15 protein-coding genes are annotated in these 18,789 nt (G+C 75.0%); 7 read left to right on the top strand and 8 right to left on the bottom strand.

The features are described from left to right. Positions 1–203 precede the first annotated feature (203 nt). Positions 204–1,025: an alpha/beta fold hydrolase gene (locus tag O2W20_RS17750; protein WP_269171843.1), complete on the top strand. Its 822-nt coding sequence runs from the start codon at positions 204–206 to the stop codon at positions 1,023–1,025. 89 nt (positions 1,026–1,114) lie between these two features. On the opposite strand, the gene malQ is transcribed toward O2W20_RS17750, so the two are convergent. The 5 genes from malQ to hrpB are packed head-to-tail and all read right to left on the bottom strand — an operon-like array spanning position 1,115 to position 8,035. Then, positions 1,115–3,046, bottom strand: coding sequence for a 4-alpha-glucanotransferase (gene malQ, locus O2W20_RS17745; protein ID WP_269171844.1), 1,932 nt, complete (start codon positions 3,044–3,046; stop codon positions 1,115–1,117). A gap of 57 nt (positions 3,047–3,103) precedes the next feature. Beyond that, entirely contained in the window at positions 3,104–4,333 is a 1,230-nt protein-coding gene (locus O2W20_RS17740) for an MFS transporter (RefSeq protein ID WP_269171845.1), read from the bottom strand. Then, positions 4,330–4,926, bottom strand: a complete 597-nt coding sequence (locus tag O2W20_RS17735; RefSeq protein WP_269171846.1) for a TetR/AcrR family transcriptional regulator — start codon at positions 4,924–4,926, stop codon at positions 4,330–4,332. Before O2W20_RS17735 ends, O2W20_RS17740 begins: the two co-directional genes overlap by 4 nt. A gap of 22 nt (positions 4,927–4,948) precedes the next feature. Beyond that, positions 4,949–5,518 carry a sugar O-acetyltransferase gene (locus O2W20_RS17730; protein ID WP_269171847.1) on the bottom strand — a complete coding sequence of 190 codons (570 nt, stop codon included), beginning with the start codon at positions 5,516–5,518 and terminating at the stop codon, positions 4,949–4,951. A 39-nt stretch (positions 5,519–5,557) separates the two neighbouring features. Continuing rightward, complete coding sequence (gene hrpB / locus O2W20_RS17725) at positions 5,558–8,035, bottom strand: ATP-dependent helicase HrpB (protein WP_269171848.1); 2,478 nt, start codon at positions 8,033–8,035, stop codon at positions 5,558–5,560. Positions 8,036–8,142: 107 nt separating this feature from the next. Here hrpB and O2W20_RS17720 point away from each other — a divergent pair, with 107 nt between their 5' ends. The 6 genes from O2W20_RS17720 (at position 8,143) to O2W20_RS17695 (ending at position 16,930) form a co-directional block, all read left to right on the top strand. Further along, positions 8,143–10,233 carry an elongation factor G-like protein EF-G2 gene (locus O2W20_RS17720; protein WP_269171849.1) on the top strand — a complete coding sequence of 697 codons (2,091 nt, stop codon included), beginning with the start codon at positions 8,143–8,145 and terminating at the stop codon, positions 10,231–10,233. A 45-nt stretch (positions 10,234–10,278) separates the two neighbouring features. Beyond that, entirely contained in the window at positions 10,279–11,964 is a 1,686-nt protein-coding gene (locus O2W20_RS17715) for an SLC13 family permease (protein ID WP_269171850.1), read from the top strand. 131 nt (positions 11,965–12,095) lie between these two features. Next, positions 12,096–13,301, top strand: a complete 1,206-nt coding sequence (locus tag O2W20_RS17710; protein ID WP_269171851.1) for a cation:proton antiporter domain-containing protein — start codon at positions 12,096–12,098, stop codon at positions 13,299–13,301. A 71-nt stretch (positions 13,302–13,372) separates the two neighbouring features. Next, complete coding sequence (locus O2W20_RS17705; RefSeq protein ID WP_269171852.1) at positions 13,373–14,422, top strand: TIGR03885 family FMN-dependent LLM class oxidoreductase; 1,050 nt, start codon at positions 13,373–13,375, stop codon at positions 14,420–14,422. A gap of 11 nt (positions 14,423–14,433) precedes the next feature. Then, positions 14,434–16,113 carry an alpha-amylase family protein gene (locus O2W20_RS17700; RefSeq protein ID WP_269171853.1) on the top strand — a complete coding sequence of 560 codons (1,680 nt, stop codon included), beginning with the start codon at positions 14,434–14,436 and terminating at the stop codon, positions 16,111–16,113. A gap of 136 nt (positions 16,114–16,249) precedes the next feature. Further along, on the top strand, positions 16,250–16,930 hold the full coding sequence (locus O2W20_RS17695) for a hypothetical protein (RefSeq protein ID WP_269171854.1): 681 nt from the start codon (positions 16,250–16,252) through the stop codon (positions 16,928–16,930). 78 nt (positions 16,931–17,008) lie between these two features. Here the strand turns inward: O2W20_RS17695 and O2W20_RS17690 are convergent, their stop codons facing one another. The 3 genes from O2W20_RS17690 to O2W20_RS17680 all read right to left on the bottom strand — a co-directional run bounded on the left by O2W20_RS17690 (position 17,009) and on the right by O2W20_RS17680 (position 18,713). Further along, positions 17,009–17,491 carry an SRPBCC family protein gene (locus O2W20_RS17690; RefSeq protein ID WP_269171855.1) on the bottom strand — a complete coding sequence of 161 codons (483 nt, stop codon included), beginning with the start codon at positions 17,489–17,491 and terminating at the stop codon, positions 17,009–17,011. Then, positions 17,488–17,853 carry an ArsR/SmtB family transcription factor gene (locus O2W20_RS17685; RefSeq protein ID WP_269171856.1) on the bottom strand — a complete coding sequence of 122 codons (366 nt, stop codon included), beginning with the start codon at positions 17,851–17,853 and terminating at the stop codon, positions 17,488–17,490. The genes O2W20_RS17690 and O2W20_RS17685 overlap by 4 nt, the downstream gene beginning before the upstream one ends. Positions 17,854–17,966: 113 nt before the next feature. Then, positions 17,967–18,713: a hypothetical protein gene (locus O2W20_RS17680; RefSeq protein ID WP_269171857.1), complete on the bottom strand. Its 747-nt coding sequence runs from the start codon at positions 18,711–18,713 to the stop codon at positions 17,967–17,969. Positions 18,714–18,789: the final 76 nt, after the last annotated feature.

The raw sequence follows: 18,789 nt of genomic DNA, 5'->3' as shown, positions 1-18,789 counted from the left end.
CGCGCCTCCCTGTTCGGGTGGTCGGCGACGCTGCCGCGGGCGCCGACATCCTGTCGCCCCGACCGGCTGCGGGGGAAGGGGGTCCGCCCCGGGGTGGGTCGGCACCCAGGGGCCAGCACCGGGCACCGAGGGCACAGTCCCGGGGCGTCGTCGTCCCTAGCGTGCTGACCGCCACCCACCGCAGCACCGATGGAGGAGACGCCATGCCCGTCCTGGACCACGACGGCATCGAGACGTACTACAAGGACTGGGGGACCGGTCAGCCGATCGTGTTCAGCCACGGCTGGCCGCTGTCGTCGGACGACTGGGACGCCCAGCTGATGTTCTTCGTGCAGCGCGGCTACCGCGTCATCGCGCACGACCGCCGGGGGCACGGCCGCTCGACCCAGGTCGCCGACGGGCACGACATGGACCACTACGCCGACGACCTGGCCGCGCTCACCGCCCACCTCGACCTGCACGACGCGGTGCACGTGGGCCACTCGACCGGCGGCGGCGAGGTCGTCCGCTACCTCGCCCGGCACGGCGAGGACCGGGTCGCCAAGGCGGTCCTGATCAGCGCGGTGCCGCCGATCATGGTGCAGACCGACGCCAATCCCGGCGGGCTGCCGCAGAGCGTCTTCGACGGCATCCAGGAGCAGGTGGCCACCAATCGGGCGCAGTTCTACCGCGACCTGCCGGCCGGGCCGTTCTACGGGTTCAACCGGCCGGGCGTGGAACCGGTCGAGGGGCTGATCCAGAACTGGTGGCGCCAGGGGATGACGGGCGGGGTCAAGGCCCACCACGACGGCGTCGTCGCGTTCTCCCAGACCGACTTCACCGACGACCTGAAGAAGATCACGGTGCCGGTGCTGGTCATGCACGGCGACGACGACCAGGTCGTGCCCTACGCGGACTCCGCTCCGCTGTCGGCCGAGCTGCTGCCGAACGGGACGCTGAAGACCTACGCCGGCTTCCCGCACGGCATGCCGACCACCCAGGCCGCCACCATCAACGCCGACCTGCTGGAGTTCATCCAGAGCTGATGACGACCGGGGCGCGTGCCCCGGCGGTGATCACCACGGGCTGGTGGCTGTCTCGCGAGGGTCGAGGCAGCCACCAGCCCGGTCTCGGCTCACCTGTGCTTGGTGCGGGTGCTCCGGCCGGTGCTCTTGCTGCGCTTCCCGCTCTTGACCTTGCCCTTGGTGGTGACCGGGTGCAGCCCCGCGTTCAGCACGCCCGCGACGGCCTGGACGCCGGGGTGTGCGGCCAGCTCCTCGGTGGGCACCGGCAGCGGCAGGCACCAGTTGGGCCGTTCGTTCGCGCCGGGCATGTTCGGCCGGCGCTCCTCGGCGAGCGCGTCGTCCAGCGTCGCCGAGAGCAGGGTCGAGGGCGCCGTGGCCAGCTGCCGGTGGGCCGCCTCCACCGCCTCCGCCGGGGTGGCGTCCTCGGCGATGAAGTCCAGGTGCTCCAGCAGCGAGGCGCGGCCGCGCAGCAGCTCCTCCTCGGTGCCCAGCCCGCGTTCCCGCTGCTCGGCCAGGTCCGACCCGGTCCACAGCCCGGCCACCGTCGGCAGGTCGTGGGTGGTGATCGCGGCCATCGCCTCGGCCGGCCACTGGGCGGGCTCGTCGTCCTCGAACCACAGCAGCCGGTAGGAGAGGATCCCGTGCTCGGCCATCGCCTCCCGGACGCCGTCCTCGACGGTGCCCAGGTCCTCGCCGACGACGATCGCCTGCGCGCGGTGGCTCTCCAGCGCGACGATGTCGAGCATGTCCTCGTGCGGGTAGCGGACGTAGGCGCCCTCGGCGGCGGAGCCGTCGGACGGCACCCACCACAGCCGGAAGAGGCCCATCACGTGGTCGACCCGCAGGCCGCCGGCGCCGGCCATGGTCGCCCGGATCGACTGGATGAACGGCTCGTAGTCGGCGGCCTGCAGCCGCCAGGGCACCAGCGGGGGTGAACCCCAGTCCTGGCCCTGGCTGTTGAAGGCGTCCGGCGGGGCGCCGACGCTCACGCCCTGCGCCAGCACGTCCTGCCAGGCCCAGGCGTCCGCACCGCCGCCGGCCACCCCGATCGGCAGGTCCTGGATCACGGTGGTGCCCTCGGTGGCCGCCCGCAGCTGGACGTCGAGCAGCCACTGCAGCCAGGCGTGGAAGGCGATCTCCCGGTCGTGGCCGGCCACGAAGTCGGCCACCGCGGCGCCGCGGGGGTCGCGGAGCGGCTCGGGCCAGGTGTGCCAGTCGGGGCCGTGCTCGTCGGCGATCGCGCACCAGGTGGCCCAGTCCATCAGCGGCTGGCCCTCGTGCCACCACCAGTCGCGGAAGGGACCCTCGTCGACCCCGGCGTCGAAGACCCGCTGGAGCACCCGGCGCTTGAGCGCCCAGATGGCGTCGCGGTCGATGAGCTCGCCGTCGTTGAGCGCCCGCCCGGCGTCGGCCTCCACGTCGACCGCGTCGGCGCCGGGCACCTCGGCGATCCGCAGGTAGACCGGGTTGCGGAACCGGCGGGTGGCCGGCAGGTAGGGGCTGTCCTCCTGGCCCGGCGTCGGGGCCACCGCGTGCAGCGGGTTGACCAGCACGAAGCCCGCGCCCTGTGCCTGGGCGAGCTCGCGCACGGTGCGCAGGTCGCCGAGGTCGCCGATGCCCCAGCTCTCCCGGCCGCGGGTGGCGTAGAGCTGCACCGCCCAGCCCCAGGCCCGCCAGCCCTCGGGCAGCCAGCAGCGCCCGGGGGAGACGATCAGCCGGCGCTCCCGGCCGTCGGGGGTGCGCAGCCGGTGGTAGCCGAGCGGGAAGTCCTCGGGCAGCTCGCCGTCGATCTGGCGGGTCCGCCCGTCCTCGCACTCGACGTCGGCGAGGTCGACCTCCAGGGCGTCCCCGGGCCGGGCGACGATCGGGGCGCGGTCCGGCAGGTCCGCGGGTGGGGTGCCGATCACCTCCCGCAGCCGGTCGATCGTCGACTGCGCGACGGTGTGCTCCTCGTCGAGGGCGTCGAGCCAGCTGGCGTCGATGCCCCAGGCGTCCGTGGGCGGGGCGGTCGCGGACTTCGGCGGTGGGGCGGTGCTCGTCACCCCCCGATCCTCACCGGTCCCGGCGGGCTCTGCCCACTGGGGTGGCTGCGGAGGCGGTCACACCCGCTGTTCCGGCGTCCGGTCCGGGTCCGGGACCACCCCGGCCGGAGGGCGGAGCGAGCCGGCGACCAGGACGGCGACGCCCAGCAGGACGGCGACGACGGTGAGCGCGCGCAGCACGGTGACCTGCTGCCCGAGGAGCCCGATCAGCGGCGGCCCGGCCAGGAAGGCGCAGTAGCCGATGGAGGCGACGACGCTGACCCGCGCGGCGGCCTTCGCCGGGTCGTCGGCCGCGGCGCTCATCCCGGTCGGGAAGCCCAGCGACGCCCCCGCGCCCCAGAGCAGGGCGCCGAGGAAGGCGACCGGCGGGGAGCCGAACACGAACAGCAGCAGGCCGACGACGGCCAGCCCGGCCAGCAGCCGGATCACCGGCACCCGGCCGTACCGGTCCAGCAGGGAGCCGCCGAACCAGCGGGCCAGGGTCATCGCCGTGAGGAACAGGGCGAACCCGAGCGTGCCGGCGGTCGCCGAGGTGCCGTGGTCGTCGATCAACGCCACCGCCAGCCAGTCGTTGGCGGCGCCCTCGGCGAAGGAGAAGGCCAGCACGACCACGCCGATGACCAGCGTGCGTGGCTCCCGCCAGGCAGCCAGTGCGCTCACCTGCTCGGTCGGGACGCCGTCGGCGTCGGTGTCGACGTCGGGGACGAAGCCCCGGGTGGTCAGCGGCACGACCGCCGCGACCAGCACCGCGACCCCGGCCAGGTGGACCGGCACCGGCACGTCGAGGGCGACCATCGCCGTCCCCAGGAGCGCCCCGGCGACCGTGCCCAGGCTGAAGCCGGCGTGGAAGCGGGACATGACGACCCGGCCCAGGTGCCGCTCGACCACGGCGCCCTGGACGTTCATCCCGACGTCCCAGGCGCCGTTGGACAGGCCCATCACGAACAGTCCGGCCGTCAGCACGGCCACCGAGGTGACCGAGCCGACCGCGATGACGACCATCGCCGCGGCCAGCACGAGCGCCATGACGATCACCGTGGCGCGCGAGCCGATCCGCCCGATCAGGGTGCCGGCCAGCGGCAGGGCGATCACCGAGCCGGCCGCGATGGCCAGCAGCACCAGGCCGAGCGCGGCCGGGTCGAGGTCGAGCCGGTCCCGCACCTGGGGGATCCGGCTGGCCCAGCTGGCGAAGGCGAACCCCGCGCCGATGAAGGCGGTGTAGACCGCCCGCATGGCGGTGGTCACCCGCGCCGGGTCGGGTGACCGGCGGACGTCGGTGCTGGTCAACGCGGGAGCTCCTGGGGGGTGGTGGGGCGCACGGCCCGGGCGATGATCTCGTGGGTCTCGGCGCGGGAGACCGGCCGGGTGGAGAGGACCTTGTGCATGACCAGGCCCTCGATCAGCCCGTCCAGCCCGCGGGAGGTGGTCGGGTCGACGAACCGCTCCAGCACGCTGCGGCTGCGGCGCATCCACGACTCGGTGACCGTGCGCAGCCCGGGGTCGCGCAGCGCGGCGAGGAAGAGCTCGTAGGCGACCGCCCAGTCGCGGTCGTCGGCGTCGGCATCGGCGTGGACCAGGTCGGTCACCGCGTCGACGACGTCCGCGACGCTGGCGACCTCGGCGAAGTGCGCCTCGTACTTCAGCGCCATCCGCTCGGCGTGCAGCGCGAAGGCCTGCGCGCGCAGGTCGTCCAGGCCGGTGAAGTGGTAGGTCAGCGAGCCCAGCGGGACGTCGGCGGCCGCGGCGATCAGCCGGTGGGTGGTGCCGGCGACGCCGTGCTCGGCGATCACGTCGACGGTCGCCTCGACGATCCGCTGCCGTCGGTCGGGGTCGTGCCGCCGCACCGGCCGGTCGTGCTCCTCGGGGGCGTCAGTGGTCACGGCAGCGGCCTGATGGTGGTGGTCACGGGAGCGGCCGGACGACCCGAGCCGGGCTGCCGACCGCGACGACGTCGGCGGGCAGGTCACGCGTCACCACGGACCCGGCACCGACGACGGTGTTCGCGCCGATCCGGACACCGGGGCAGACGATCACGCCGCCGCCGAGCCAGACGTTGTCCTCGATCACGATCGGCTCGGCGGACTCCCACTTGTCCCGCCGGGGGCCGGCCTCGAGGGGGTGGGTCGCGGTGAGCAGCTGGACGTTCGGGCCCAGCTGCACGTCGTCGCCGATGGTGACCCGGGCGACGTCCAGGCAGACCAGGCCGAAGTTCGCGAAGGTGCGCGACCCGACCGTGGTGTGCCGGCCGTAGTCGCAGTGGAACGGCGGGCGGATCTCGCTGCCCGCGCCGAACGCGCCCAGCAGCTCCTCCAGCACCGCGCGGCGGGCCGCGCCGTCGGTGGGGTCCATGGTGTTGTAGCGGTGCGACAGCGCCTGCGCACGGGTGCTCGCAGCGGCGATCTGGGGGTCGTCGGCGATGTAGGGGTCACCGGCCGTCATCCGCTCGTACATCGAGCGCCTGTCGCTGGTCATGTGTACGACCGTACACATGCTGTGTACAGCCGTACACAGTCAGGTCCCGCGGGGTTTCGCCCGGCGGGTCGGGACGGCGGTGGCCGGGTCCTCCGGCCAGGGATGGCGGGGGTAGCGGCCGCGCAGCTCGCTGCGCACCGCCGGGTACCCGGTGACCCAGAAGCCGGCCAGGTCCGCGGTCGTCGCGACCACCCGGGAGGCGGGGGAGAGCAGCTGCAGGCGCAGCGGCCGGCCGGCCACCACCGGTGCGGTCGCCCAGCCGAACACCTCCTGCACCCGCACCGACAGCGTCGGAACCGTGGGATCGGCATAGTCGACCCGCACGTTGGAGCCCGTGGGCACCTGGACCCGTTCCGGTACCAGCTCGTCCAGTCGCCCGGCCAGCTGCCAGGGCAGCAGCCCGCGCAGCGCCGCGGTCAGGTCCACCCGGGCGAGGTCCCGGCGGCTGCGGGCGCCGGACAGCGCCGCCCCGCCGGCCAGCGCGGCGAGCAGCGACTCGTCGTCCACCGCCGGCCACGGCTCGCCCAGCCCGGCGTGCGCGGCGGCCAGCCTCTCCCGCAGTGCCCGGGCGGCCGGCGTCCAGGTCAGCAGCGTCAGCCCGTCCCGGCGCAGCCCTTCGGTGAGCGCCCCGGTCACCGCCGCCGGGTCCGGGACGGGCAGCGGCCGCTCGGCGAGCACGATCGCGCCCAGCCGCTCGACCCGGGCCGCCCGGACGTCGCCGTCCCGCCAGGTCACCTCCGGCCCGTCGGTGTGCGCCGCCGCCCCGGCCGACAGCGCCGTCGCCTCGTCCACCGCGACCGCGGCGCGGACCCGGGCGTCGCGCCGCCCCGGTGCGCGGTCGGCCGCGGCCACGGCCAGCCAGCCTGCCCCGGCCAGCGCGGTCCCCGGCGCCAGCTCCGCGCCGGTGCCGGCGGCCAGGAGGTAGGTGCGCTCGGTGCCGGGACGGCGGCGGGCCAGCCACTCCGGGTGCGCCAGCCCGACGAGCAGCCCCGCGGCGGCGTCGTCCGGCAGCCCGGTGTCCGGCGCCGACGGGGCCGCCCGGGTCAGCCGGGCCACCTCGTCCCGCCACCGCGCGGCCGGGCCGCCGGACTGGCCGCGCAGCGCCCGCCACTCGGCGACCAGGTCGTCCGAGCGGGGCGCGACGTCACCCGACAGCAGGGCGACGACCTCCGCCGCCCGCCGCCGGCCCACCTGCGCGGCGCCGTCGAGCAGCGCCCGGGCCAGCCGCGGGTGCGCCCCGACGGCGGTCAGCGCCCGGCCGCGCGGGGTGACCCGGCCGTCGTCGTCCACCGCGCCCAGCCGGCGCAGCGTCGCCCGGGCCACGGCGAACGCGGCCTCCGGCGGAGCGTCCGGCAGCGCGAGCCCCGCGCCGTCCGGGGCGCCCCAGACCGCCAGCTCCAGCGCCAGCCCGGTCAGGTCGGCGAGGGCGATCTCGGGCTCGGCAGCCGCGGGCAGCCGGTCGTGCTCGGCGGCCGACCACAGCCGGTACACCCGCCCGGGCGCCTCCCGGCCCGCCCGCCCGGCCCGCTGCACCGCCGAGGCGCGGGAGACCCGGACGGTGACCAGCGCGCCCATCCCGCGGGCCACGTCGAAGCGCGGCACCCGGGCCAGGCCGGCGTCGACCACCGTGCGCACCCCGGGCACGGTCAGGCTGGTCTCGGCGACGTCGGTCGACAGCACCACCCGGCGCCGCGGGCCCGGGGTGAGGGCGGCGTCCTGCTGGTCGGGTGGCAGCCGGCCGTGCAGCGGCCGGACGTCGGCGTCCACGCCGGTCAGCAGGCCGGCGACCCGGCCGATCTCGGCCGCCCCGGGGAGGAAGACCAGCACGTCGCCGGTGGTCTCGGCCAGCGCCCGGCGCACGGTGCCGGCGACCGCGGCCAGCAGCCGCGGGTCCACGACGGTGCCGTGCGGCGGGGCGACCGGCGGGCTGGGTGGGCACCAGACCGGCTCCACCTCGTGCAGCGACCCGGTCGCCTCGAGCACCGGTGCACCGCCCATCAGCTCGGCCAGCCGGTCGGCCGCGGCGGTGGCGGACATGGCCAGCAGTTCCAGCTCCGGGCGCAGGGCGGCCCGGACGTCGAGGGTGAAGGCCAGCGCGAGGTCGGTGTCCAGCTGCCGTTCGTGGCACTCGTCGAGCACCACGGCCGACACCCCGGGCAGCTCGGGGTCGGCCTGCAGCCGGCGGACCAGCAGGCCGGTGGTGACCACCTCGACCCGGGTGGCGTCGCTGCGCCGGCTGTCGCCGCGCACGCTGTAGCCCACCGACCGCCCCACCGGCTCACCCAGCAGTGCCGCCATCCGGCGGGCCGCGGCCCGGGCGGCGACCCGCCGGGGCTCGGCCACCAGCACCCGGCCGGGCAGCCGGCCGGCCAGGGCCAGCGGGACGAGCGTGGTCTTGCCCGTGCCCGGCGGGGCGACCAGCACCGCCGCACCGGCCGCGGTCAGCGCCGTGTCGAGCGCGGGCAGCACCCCACGGACCGGCAGGTCGGTCCCGGGCGTCCCCGACGGCGGCAGCACGCCGGCCAGTCTCGCCTGCGGTGCAGACCCGAGCCCGCTCAGGACTTGTCCGGGTGGGCATCCGGGGCCAGGGTGGGCACCTGGGACGACGACGTCCGGAGGTCTGCGTGGCGACGCACAGCGGCAGCAGCAACCGAACCGGCGCGGGTGCACCGGCACCCCGCCCGCCCGAGCGGGTGCGCAACGTGGCGCTGGTGGGCCGCGCCGGCGCGGGCAAGACCACCCTGGCCGAGGCGCTGCTGGTGGCCGCCGGGGCGCTGCCCCGCGGTGGCCGGGTGGAGGACGGCACCACCTGCCTGGACACCGAGGAGGTGGAGGTCCGCCTCCAGCACTCGGTCTCGCTGCACGCCGCGACGGTCGAGCACGCCGGCCACCGGGTCACCCTCCTGGACACCCCGGGCGCCCCGGACTTCGTCGGCGAGCTGCGGGCAGCGCTGCGGGCCGCCGACGCCGCGCTGGTCGTCGTCTCCGCCGTGACCGGGGTGGACGCCGGCACCGTGCAGGTGTGGGACGAGTGCGCCGCCGCCGGGCTGCCGCGGGCGGTGGTGGTCACCCAGGTCGACCGGCCGCGGGCCGACGTCCCGGCCGTCGTGCGGAGCTGCCGGGAGCTGCTCGGCGTCGGGGTCCACCCGCTGCACGTGCTCGGGGACGACGGCGCGCTGACCTCGCTGCTGGAGCCGCTGCCCGGTGACCCGGAGCGCGACCGGCTGCGCGCCGAGCTGATCGAGGGGGTGATCGCCGAGAGCGAGGACGAGACGCTGATGGACCGCTACCTCGCCGGCGAACCGATCCAGGTCACCGACCTGGTCGCCGACCTGGAGACGGCGGTCGCCCGCGGGGACTTCCACCCGGTGCTCTGCGCCGCGCCGCCCACCGGGCTCGGGGTGGGGGAGCTGCTGGACCTGCTGGTGAGCGCCTTCCCCTCGCCGCTGGAACGCCCGTGCCCACCCGTCGTCCGGCCGGACGGCCGACCGGCCGGGCACGTGGGCTGCGACCCGGCCGGGCCGCTCGTCGCCGAGGTGGTGCGGACGACGACCGACCCCTACCTCGGCCGGATCTCCCTCGTGCGGGTCTTCTCCGGCACCCTGCGCCCCGACGCCCCGGTGCACGTCTGCGGCGCCGGATCGGGGCACGGCTGGGGGGAGCAGCACCCCGACCACGACGCCGACGAGCGGGTCGGGGGCATCGCCGCCGTGCTGGGCAGCACGCTGCGGCCGGTCGCCGAGTGCCCGGCCGGTGACCTCTGCGCCGTCGCCCGGCTGAGCAGCGCCGAGACCGGCGACACGCTGTCGGACCCGGAGCACCCGCTCGTGGTGCCGCCCTGGCCGCTGCCGGACCCGCAGCTGCCGGTGGCGGTCGAGGCGGCCTCGCGCACCGACGAGGACCGGTTGGCCGCCGCACTGGCCCGGCTGGTCGCCGAGGACCCGGCGGTGCGGGTGGAGCGGCGGCCGGACACCGGGCAGCTTCTGCTGTGGTGCGTGGGCGACGCGCACGCCGAGGTGCTGCTGGACCGGCTGCGCGGCCGGTACGGCGTCGCGGTGCAGACCCCGCCGGTCCGGGTGCCGCTGGTGGAGACGCTGGCCGGCCCGGCCACCGTGACCGGGCGGCACGTCAAGCAGTCCGGCGGGCACGGCCAGTACGCCGTGGTGGTCCTCGAGGGCCGGCCGGGGCCGCCCGGGTCCGGGGTCACCTTCAGCCAGCGGGTGGTCGGCGGGGCGGTGCCCACCCAGTTCCACGCCGGCGTGGAGAAGGGCGTGCGCGCCCAGGCCGCCCGCGGGGTGAGCGGGAACCGGCCGCTGGTCGACGTCGAGGTGGTCCTCGTGGACGGCAAGGCGCACTCCGTCGACTCCTCCGACGCTGCGTTCTCCGCCGCCGGCGCGCTCGCCCTGCGGGAGCTCGCCGCCGCGGCCGGCACCCAGGTGCTGGAGCCGTGGTGCGCCGTGGAGGTGACGGTGCCCGCCGAGCACGTCGGCCCGGTCCTCGGCGATCTCGCCGGGCGGCGGGCCCGGGTCACCGGGAGCGTCGCCGACCCCGCGCGGGAGGAGACGACGGTGCACGCCGAGGTGCCGGAGCGGGAGCTGATCACCTACCCACGCGCACTGCGGTCGGTGTCGCACGGCACCGGCCGGTTCACCCGCCGCCCGCTGGGCCACGAGCCGGCTCCGGCCGCCGTCGTCGCCGACCTGCAACCGGCCTGAGCCCGGGCCGGGGGCACCGGCCGAGCGACGAGGAGAGGACCCACCGTGCCACGACGGGGAGATCGGCAGCAGGCGCCCGGCGCCGAGGTGACCGACCGCAGCAAGCCGGCGACCGGCCGAGGTGGGGAGCAGGCGAACGTCACCGACACGTCGGTCCCGCCCGGCCGCCAGTGGGCGGGCCGGATCGGTGGGCCGGTCGCCGCGCTGGTCGTCTACTTCCTGCTCCGTCAGGACGACGCCCTGAGCACCGCCGGCCGGACGACGGCGGCCATCGGTGTGCTGCTCGCCGTCTGGTGGATGACCGAGGCGCTCCCGCTGCCGGCGACCGCGCTGGTGCCGATCGTCGCCTTCCCGCTGCTGGGCGTGCTGTCGGTGGAGGAGGCGACCGCGCCCTACGCGAACTCGAACATCTTCCTGTTCATGGGCGGCTTCATGATCGCCCTGGCCATGCAGAAGTGGGAGCTGCACCGGCGGATCGCGCTGCTCACCGTGCGGGCGGTGGGCACCAAGCCACCCCGGCTGATCGCCGGCTTCATGCTCGCCACCGCCTTCCTGAGCATGTGGGTGAGCAACACTGCGACCACGGTGCTGATGCTCCCCATCGGGCTGAGCGTGCTGATGCTCGTGCTGGACCGGGTGGCCGCCGGCAGCGCCGACGCCGAGGCCGTCGCGGCGGCCACCGCCACCGACGGCGGGACCGGCAGCGACACCCCCGGCGACGGCGGCCCGGCGGTCACCGAGCTGATCCAGGACTCCGACACCCGCAACTTCGCCGTCGCGATGATGCTGGGCATCGCCTACGCGGCCAGCATCGGCTCCCTCGCCACGCTCATCGGCACGCCGCCCAACCTCATCCTCGCCGCCTTCGTGGAGCAGAACTACGACATCGAGCTGGGCTTCGGCGAGTGGATGCTGATGGGCCTGCCGTTGGCCGTCGTCTTCCTGACGCTGGCCTGGCTGGTGCTCACCAAGGTGGTGTTCCGTTCCGGGCTGCGCGAGATACCGGGCGGGAAGCGGGTGATCCAGTCCGAGATCGAGAAGCTCGGCTCGATGTCCCGGGGCGAGTGGACCGTGCTGGTGGTCTTCGTGACCACCGCGCTGCTGTGGGTGTTCCGCCAGCCGCTGACCGGCTGGGGCGCGCTGACCGACGTGCTGCCGTTCGTGGCCAACCTCGACGACGCCACCATCGCCATCGCCGCGGCCGTCGCGCTGTTCCTCATCCCGGTCAAGGCCCGGGAGGGCGTCTCCGCGCTGGACTGGCAGCAGGCGCAGAAGCTGCCCTGGGGCGTGCTGCTGCTCTTCGGCGGGGGCCTGAGCCTGGCCGCCGCGGTGCAGGCGAGCGGGCTGGACGAGTACGTGGGCAACCAGGTGGGGGCGGTCGGGACGCTGCCGGCCATCGTCCTGGTGGTCGTCACCGCTGGCGTGGTCCTGCTGCTCACCGAGGTCACCAGCAACACGGCGACGGCGGCGGCCTTCCTGCCGGTCCTCGGCGGGGTGGCCCTCGGGCTCGACCTGTTCCCGCTGGTGCTCCTGGTGCCCGCGGCGCTGGCCGCCACCTGCGCGTTCATGCTGCCGGTGGCCACCCCGCCGAATGCGATCGTGTTCGGCTCCGGCTACGTCACGATCGGGCAGATGATCCGCGCCGGCGCCGTCCTCAACGTGATCGGCATCGTGCTGATCACCGCCGCGGTCTACTTCCTCGGCGGGGTCGCCCTGGGCATCACCTTCTGAGCCCGCCCCCCTCGGCCGCAGGACCAGGGTCCGGCCGGGTGTTTCCCGCCGGGCGGCCGGTGGGCAGGGGTCGCCGGGGCACGTGACCGGCGCGTCGTCCTGCCGCACCCGAGCCGGCGGAGGAGGACGTCGTGGAAGACCTGCACCTGGGGTACGCGCTGGTCGGCAGCCTGGCCGTCGCCCTGGCCGCGCTGTCCAGCAAGATGCGCGACCTGCCCTTCAGCGAACCCCTGCTCGCCCTCCTGCTCGGGGTGGTCGTCGGCCCGCAGGTGCTCGGGCTGGTGGAGATCAGTGAGGGGATCCAGACGCCGCTGGTGCACGAGCTGGCCCGCGTGCTGCTCGCGATCTCGCTGATCGGGGTGGCCCTGCGCTTCCCGGTGCGCCGGCTGCGCCCGATCGTCACCCCGACGACCGTGCTGGTGACGGTGGGGATGCTCGGGATGGCCGCGCTCTCGGCCGGGCTGGCCTGGCTGGTGCTCGGCGTCCCGCTGGCGCTGGCCGTGCTGATCGGTGTCTGCCTCACGCCGACCGACCCGGTGCTGGCCTCCAGCGTGGTCACCGGGAAGCCGGCCGAGGAGCACCTGCCGGCCCGCACCCGGCAGTTGCTGTCGGAGGAGTCGGGCACCAACGACGGGCTGGCCCTGCCGCTGGTGCTGCTCGGGATAGCCCTCGTGCTGGGGGACTCCCTCGGGCACGCCGCCCTCGACGGCCTCTACCAGGTCGTCGTCGGCGTCGTCGTCGGGATCGTGGTGGGCCTGGTCGCCGGCCGTGCGATGAGCTTCGCGCAGAGCCGCTCCGACGTCGACGAGGGCCCGTCGCTGATCTTCACCCTCGTCCTGGCGGTCGCGGTGCTCGGCATCGCCCGGGTCGCCAACTCCGACGGCATCCTGTCGGTGTTCGTCGCCGGGCTGGCCTACAACTTCACCGTGAGCCAGGACGACGTCGGCCCGCAGAACACCATCGACGAGGGGGTGAACCGGTACGTGGTGCTCCCGCTGTTCCTGCTGCTGGGCATCCTGCTGCCGTGGTCGGAGTGGGCCGACCTCGGCTGGGCGGCACTCGTCTTCCCGGTGGCCGTGCTGCTGCTGCGGCGGCCGCCCGTGCTGCTGGCCCTGGCCCGCCCGCTGGGGTTGGAGCTGCGGGACGCGGTCTTCCTGGGCTGGTTCGGGCCGATCGGGGTCAGCGCGTTGTTCTACCTGACCCTCAGCGAGGAGCACGGCGTGACCGATCCCCGGCTGTGGGCGGCCGGCACCCTGGTGGTCGCGGCCAGCACCTTCGCGCACGGGGTCAGCTCCGCGCCGGGTCGCCGGCTCTACCGCCGGGCCGCGGGCAGCTGATCACCGCCGCCGGAGTCGTTGCCGATTGCACTCACCCTGCGGTTGATCACCACTGCCGGTAGGCATGCGCCATGACGGTGATCGGCTTCCACAACTCCCACGAGCAGGTGCACCCCAGCGACCTGCTCCGCGCGGTGCAGCACGCCGAGCAGGTGGGCTTCACCGCGGCGATGTGCTCCGACCACCTCGAGCCGTGGAACCCGCGGCAGGGTCAGTCCGGGTTCGCCTGGTCCTGGCTGGGCGCGGCACTGGCGACCACCGGTCTGCCGTTCGGGGCGGTCAACGCCCCCGGGCAGCGGTACCACCCGGTGATCATCGCCCAGGCGATCGCCACCCTCGGGTCGATGTTCCCCGGCCGGTTCTGGGTCGCGCTGGGCTCCGGTGAGGCGATGAACGAGCACATCACCGGGCACGTCTGGCCGCGCAAGGAGCTGCGCGACGCCCGGCTGCGTGAGTGCGTCGACATCATCCGGGCGCTGCTGGCCGGCGAGGAGGTCAGCCACGACGGGCTGGTCACCGTCGACCGGGCGCGGATCTGGACGCTGCCCGAGCAGCAGCCGGCGCTCATCGCCCCGGCCGTCACGGCGAAGACCGCGGCCCGGCATGCCGAGTGGGCCGACGGCCTGGTGACCATCAACCAGCCGCACGACACCCTGCGCGAGGTGATCGCCGCCTACCGGGACGCCGGCGGGCAGGGGACGCTGACCATCCAGGTGCACGTCTCCTGGGACCCCGATCCCGACCGCGCGGTCGCGCTGGCCCACGACCAGTGGCGCAGCAACGTCTTCCCGCCGCCGCTGTGCTGGGACCTGGACAGCACCACGGCCTTCGACCAGGCCAGCCGGCACGTCAGCCCGGAGGCCGTGGGGGAGGCGGTGCGCATCTCCAGCGACCTGGCCCAGCACGCGGCCTGGATCCAGGAGTACGTCGACCTCGGGTTCGACCAGGTGTACCTGCACCAGGTGCCCCAGGAGCAGTTGCCGTTCCTGGACGCCTTCGGGGAGCACGTGCTGCCCCAGCTGGACGTCACCGCACCGGCCCCCGCGGTCGCGATCGACCCACCCGGCCCGGTCGAGCCCCGCCGTCCGGCGCAGGCCCCCGAGCCCGCCGTCCTGGACTGAGGAGAAGACCGATGCGGATCACCGACACCGCTGACCTCTGGTGGAAGAACGCCGTCGTCTACTGCCTGGACGTCGAGACGTTCATGGACTGGAACAGCGACGGGGTCGGCGACCTCGAGGGGCTGGCCCAGCGGCTGGACCACCTGGCCGACCTCGGCATCACCTGCCTGTGGTTGATGCCCTTCTACCCGACCGCCGGTCGGGACGACGGCTACGACATCACCGACTACTACGCGGTCGACCCCCGGCTGGGCACCCTCGGCGACCTGGTCGAGATGATCCGGACCGCGAACGACCGCGGCATGCGGGTGATCGCGGACCTGGTGGTCAACCACACCTCCGACCAGCACCCCTGGTTCCAGTCGGCGAAGGCGAGCAAGGACTCCCCGTACCGGGACTTCTACGTCTGGCGGGACGACGAGCCGCCGGACACCTCGGGCCAGGTGGTCTTCCCCGACGCCGAGGAGGGCATCTGGACGCACAGCCCGGAGACGGACACGTGGTACCTGCACCGGTTCTACGCCGAGCAGCCCGACCTCGACGTCACCAACCCCCGGGTCCGGGACGAGATCGCCAAGATCATGGGCTTCTGGCTGCAGCTCGGGCTGGCCGGCTTCCGGGTCGACGCCGTCCCGTTCCTGCTGGAGACGGCCGGGGTGGACCAGGACTCCGCCGCGCACTTCCCCGACCCGCACGAGTACCTGCGCGCGCTGCGCGCCTTCCTCGGTCGGCGGACCGGGTCCGGGGTGCTGCTGGGTGAGGTGAACCTGCCGTTCGAGCAGCAGGCCGAGTTCTTCGGCGGCCAGGACGGCGACGAGCTGACCATGCAGTTCGACTTCAACACGATGCAGCAGATGTACCTGTCGCTGGCCCGCTGTGACGCCGGGCCGCTGGCCGCCTCGCTGGCCGCCCGTCCGGAGATCTCCCCGGACAGCCAGTGGGGGACGTTCGTGCGCAACCACGACGAGCTGACCCTGGACAAGCTCGGTGACGACGAGCGCGCCGAGGTCTTCGCCGCCTTCGGCCCGGAGGAGGAGATGCAGGTCTACGACCGGGGCCTGATCCGCCGGCTGCCGCCGATGCTGGCCGGTGACCCCCGGCGGGTGCGGATGGTCTACAGCCTGCTGTTCTCCCTCCCCGGCACCCCGGTGCTCTTCTACGGCGAGGAGATCGGGATGGGGGAGGACCTCTCGGCCGGCAGCCGGCTGTCGGTGCGCACCCCGATGCAGTGGACCAGCGGCGCCAACGGAGGGTTCTCCGACGCGCCGGCGGAGGAGCTGACCCGGCCGGTCGTCGACGGTGGCTTCGCCCCCGAGTTCGTCAACGTCGCCGACCAGCGCCGCGACCCGGACTCGCTGCTGTCGTTCATGAAGCTGCTCATCCGCCGCTACCGGGAGTCCCCGGAGCTCGGCTGGGGCGGGTTCCTGCTGCTGGAGCAGCCGCACGCCGCCGTCCTGGCGCACCTGTGCACCTGGGACGACGGAGCCCTGGTCGCGGTGCACAACCTCGGGGCCGATCCGCTGTCGGTGCCGCTCACGGTGCCCGGCTGCGGGGCCGGTCACCGGCTGGAGGACCTGCTCACCGCGGGCGGCGCCCGGCTGGCCGACGACGGCTCGGTCGAGCTGGCGCTGGAGGGCTACGGGTACCGCTGGCTGCGGGTGGTCGCCGAGGACAGCCGCCGGATCCTGTAGCTGACGCTTTGATCGCGCGGGATCACGGTGGGTCACTCCCCGCCGTGGTCGCGCGCGTCCCACCCGCCACACCGGGGCACCTGCGCAGGTTCGTCGGAGGGCACACCTACCGTCCGCACCCGAGGTGATCACACAGATGAGCGACGAGCAGGACGTGTTGGCGGCCGGGACGGTCGACCGGGGACGACGGACGGAGACCGGGTCGACGGCGGCGGTGGTGCCCGACCAGCGGACGCAGGGCGAGCCGGAGGCAGCCCCGCCGACAGCGCCGGATGCGGCACCGCCGGCGGCTCCGGCGGGGGAGCGGCCGGACGGTGTGCCCGCGGGTGCGTCGGTCCCGGCGTCTCCGGCGCCCGCCGCGGACGGCGCGCCCGAGCCGCGGGACGACCCGGCTGCCGAACCGCAGGCGGCCCCGCACCCGACCGCCCCGGTCGGCTTCCGGCCGCGGCCGCGGATGCCGCGGCCAGGGCTCCCGATGGTGCGGATGGGGCCGTGGGCCCCGGTGGCCGGCGCGGGGCTCGGCCTGCTGCTGGGCCTGGTCGTCGTGCTGTCCCTGGCGCCGGCGGTGGACACCTTCGACCAGCGGCTGTCCCTGGTGTTCGTCGTCCTCGGGCTGACCCTGCTGGGCGCCGGCGGCACCCTGCTTGCCGACGAGGTCCGGCTGCTCCGCCGGGGTGCCCAGGCCGCCGAGGCGCGGGCGTCGAACGCCGGGGTGATCGCCGGCATGCTCAACGGCCTCACCCCGGCCCGGCTGCTGATCACCGCGAGCGCCTTCGTGCTGCTGCTCAGCGCCTACGTCACCAACGGCGGGGTCTGACCCCCGGCCCTGGCCCGGTGCGGCCGGTCAGCTCTGCTCCCGCTGACCGGGCCGCCCCACGCTCCTGACCGGCGCCGGTCAGCCGGCGAGCAGGGCGTCGAGGCGTCGGTAGCCCTCCCGGACCCCGCTCTCCATGCCGCTGGCCAGGAAGGCGTCCCGGTCGGCGAAGGAGTCGACCAGCGAGGTCGCGGTCAGCCGGGTGCGCCCGCCGGGCAGCTCCTCCAGGACGAGCTTCTCCAGGGCCACGCCGTCGGGCATCCCCTCGAAGGTGAAGGTCTGCACGATCAGTTCGGCCGGGCGCACCTCGTGGAAGCAGCCGTGGAAGCCGTACTCGACGCCGTCCTGCACGTGCACGTACCGGTAGGAGCCGCCGGTGCGGCAGTCGTAGTGCTCGATCCGGGCCTGCGTGTCGCTGGGGCCCTGCCACTGCACGACGAGGTCGGGGTCGGTGTGCGCCCGGAAGACCTTCTCCCGGGGTGCGTCGAACTCGCGGGTGATCCGGACCAGCGGGACGTCGGGGTCGGCGACGATCTGGGTCTCGGGGGCGTCGGTGGTGGTCATGTCGGGGGGCCTTCCGGTGTGGGTGGCATGGGTGGGACGTCGTCCGGCATCGCGGCGAGGACGTCGTCGAGCCGGCGGTAGCGCTCCTCGGCCTGGCGCCGGTAGCGCTCGATCCACTTCGTCATCAGGTCGAAGACCTGCGCTTCCAGGTGCACCGGGCGGCGCTGGGCCTCCCGGCTGCGGCTGACGAGGCCGGCGTCCTCGAGCACCTTCAGGTGCTTGGACACCGCCTGCAGGCTCACGTCGTAGGGGGCGGCGAGTTCGTTGACCGTGGCGTCGCCGACGGCGAGCCGGGCCACCATGTCCCGCCGGGTGGGGTCGGCCAGTGCCGAGAACACCTGGGACAGGGCATCTGCCGCCACGGCACCTCCTCTCGTTGTCAACCGATTGGTTGACAACGAGAGTGGCCCTGGTCGGGATCCTTGTCAACCAGCTGGTTGAGAAAGCCGCGTGGGCGTCGTGCTGCTGGGCGCGCTCAGCTGCCGGTGCCCGCGGTCCGCAGCTCGGCCAGCGACAGCCGGCCGGTCACGAGGTCGTCGGCGACGTCGTCCACGACCCGGTCGGTGGCGAAGGCGTGCGCCCGGAGGACGGCCAGGGCGTCGGCGGTGTCCAGGCCCAGGGCGACGTTCACCATGCCGGTCGCCTGCCAGACCTTCGCCCGGCTCGACGCGTCCGGCGTGTCCCACCAGCCGCGTCGGGTCTCCGTCGCCGGTGCGCCGGTCACGGTGGCCGCCATGGCGCGGGTCAGGGCCTCGGTCACCTGCGCGACGTCGTCCCGGTCGGTGGCCGACAGCGAGGTCAGGTCGCGCACCCAGAGGTCGAGGACGACCAGGGGCCCCAGCGGCGGCGGCAACGGCACCGACAGGACGCCGCGGAAGGGCGTCTCGCCGACCAGCGCACCGTGCAGGTCCGGCCAGTTCCGGGCGATGTCCGCCGCGTCGAAGGCGATCTCGTGGCCGTCGTCGTGCGCCCGCAGGCAGGGGCCCGCGCCGAGCGTGAACTGGAGGCGCTCGGCCCGGGAGGCCGCCGGGTCGCTGGCGCCGATCGGCGTCCGCCGGCCGTGCACGTCGTGGATGCTCAGGCCCGCTCCGTCGACGGGCAGGGCGGCCACGCAGGCCTGGGCGAGCCGGACGCCGAGCAGTTCCGGCCCGCGCAGGTCGGGCGGGGGCAGCTGACCGAGTGCAGCGCTGAACCGCTGTGACGCCGGGGTGGGGCCGTTCATGGTCGCTCCTGTCCGAGGGCGCGGGACCGCGCCTGGCCAGCCTGGCGGCCGGAACGGCGGTGCACCACCGGAGTGC

Origin of the sequence: Modestobacter sp. VKM Ac-2982, assembly GCF_026967935.1 — a bacterium.
Classification (GTDB): domain Bacteria; phylum Actinomycetota; class Actinomycetes; order Mycobacteriales; family Geodermatophilaceae; genus Modestobacter.
The sequence above is the reverse complement of the archived record's forward strand: the minus strand, read 5'-3'. Positions and strand labels throughout refer to the sequence as shown.

What these genes read in the sequence shown, in the direction of transcription:
- O2W20_RS17750 (WP_269171843.1), top strand. Translation starts at nt 204, where the DNA reads ATGCCCGTCCTGGACCACGACGGCATCGAGACGTACTACAAGGACTGG.
- O2W20_RS17730 (WP_269171847.1), bottom strand. Translation starts at nt 5,518, where the DNA reads ATGACCAGCGACAGGCGCTCGATGTACGAGCGGATGACGGCCGGTGAC.
- O2W20_RS17705 (WP_269171852.1), top strand. Translation starts at nt 13,373, where the DNA reads ATGACGGTGATCGGCTTCCACAACTCCCACGAGCAGGTGCACCCCAGC.
- O2W20_RS17700 (WP_269171853.1), top strand. Translation starts at nt 14,434, where the DNA reads ATGCGGATCACCGACACCGCTGACCTCTGGTGGAAGAACGCCGTCGTC.
- O2W20_RS17695 (WP_269171854.1), top strand. Translation starts at nt 16,250, where the DNA reads ATGAGCGACGAGCAGGACGTGTTGGCGGCCGGGACGGTCGACCGGGGA.
- O2W20_RS17690 (WP_269171855.1), bottom strand. Translation starts at nt 17,491, where the DNA reads ATGACCACCACCGACGCCCCCGAGACCCAGATCGTCGCCGACCCCGAC.
- O2W20_RS17680 (WP_269171857.1), bottom strand. Translation starts at nt 18,713, where the DNA reads ATGAACGGCCCCACCCCGGCGTCACAGCGGTTCAGCGCTGCACTCGGT.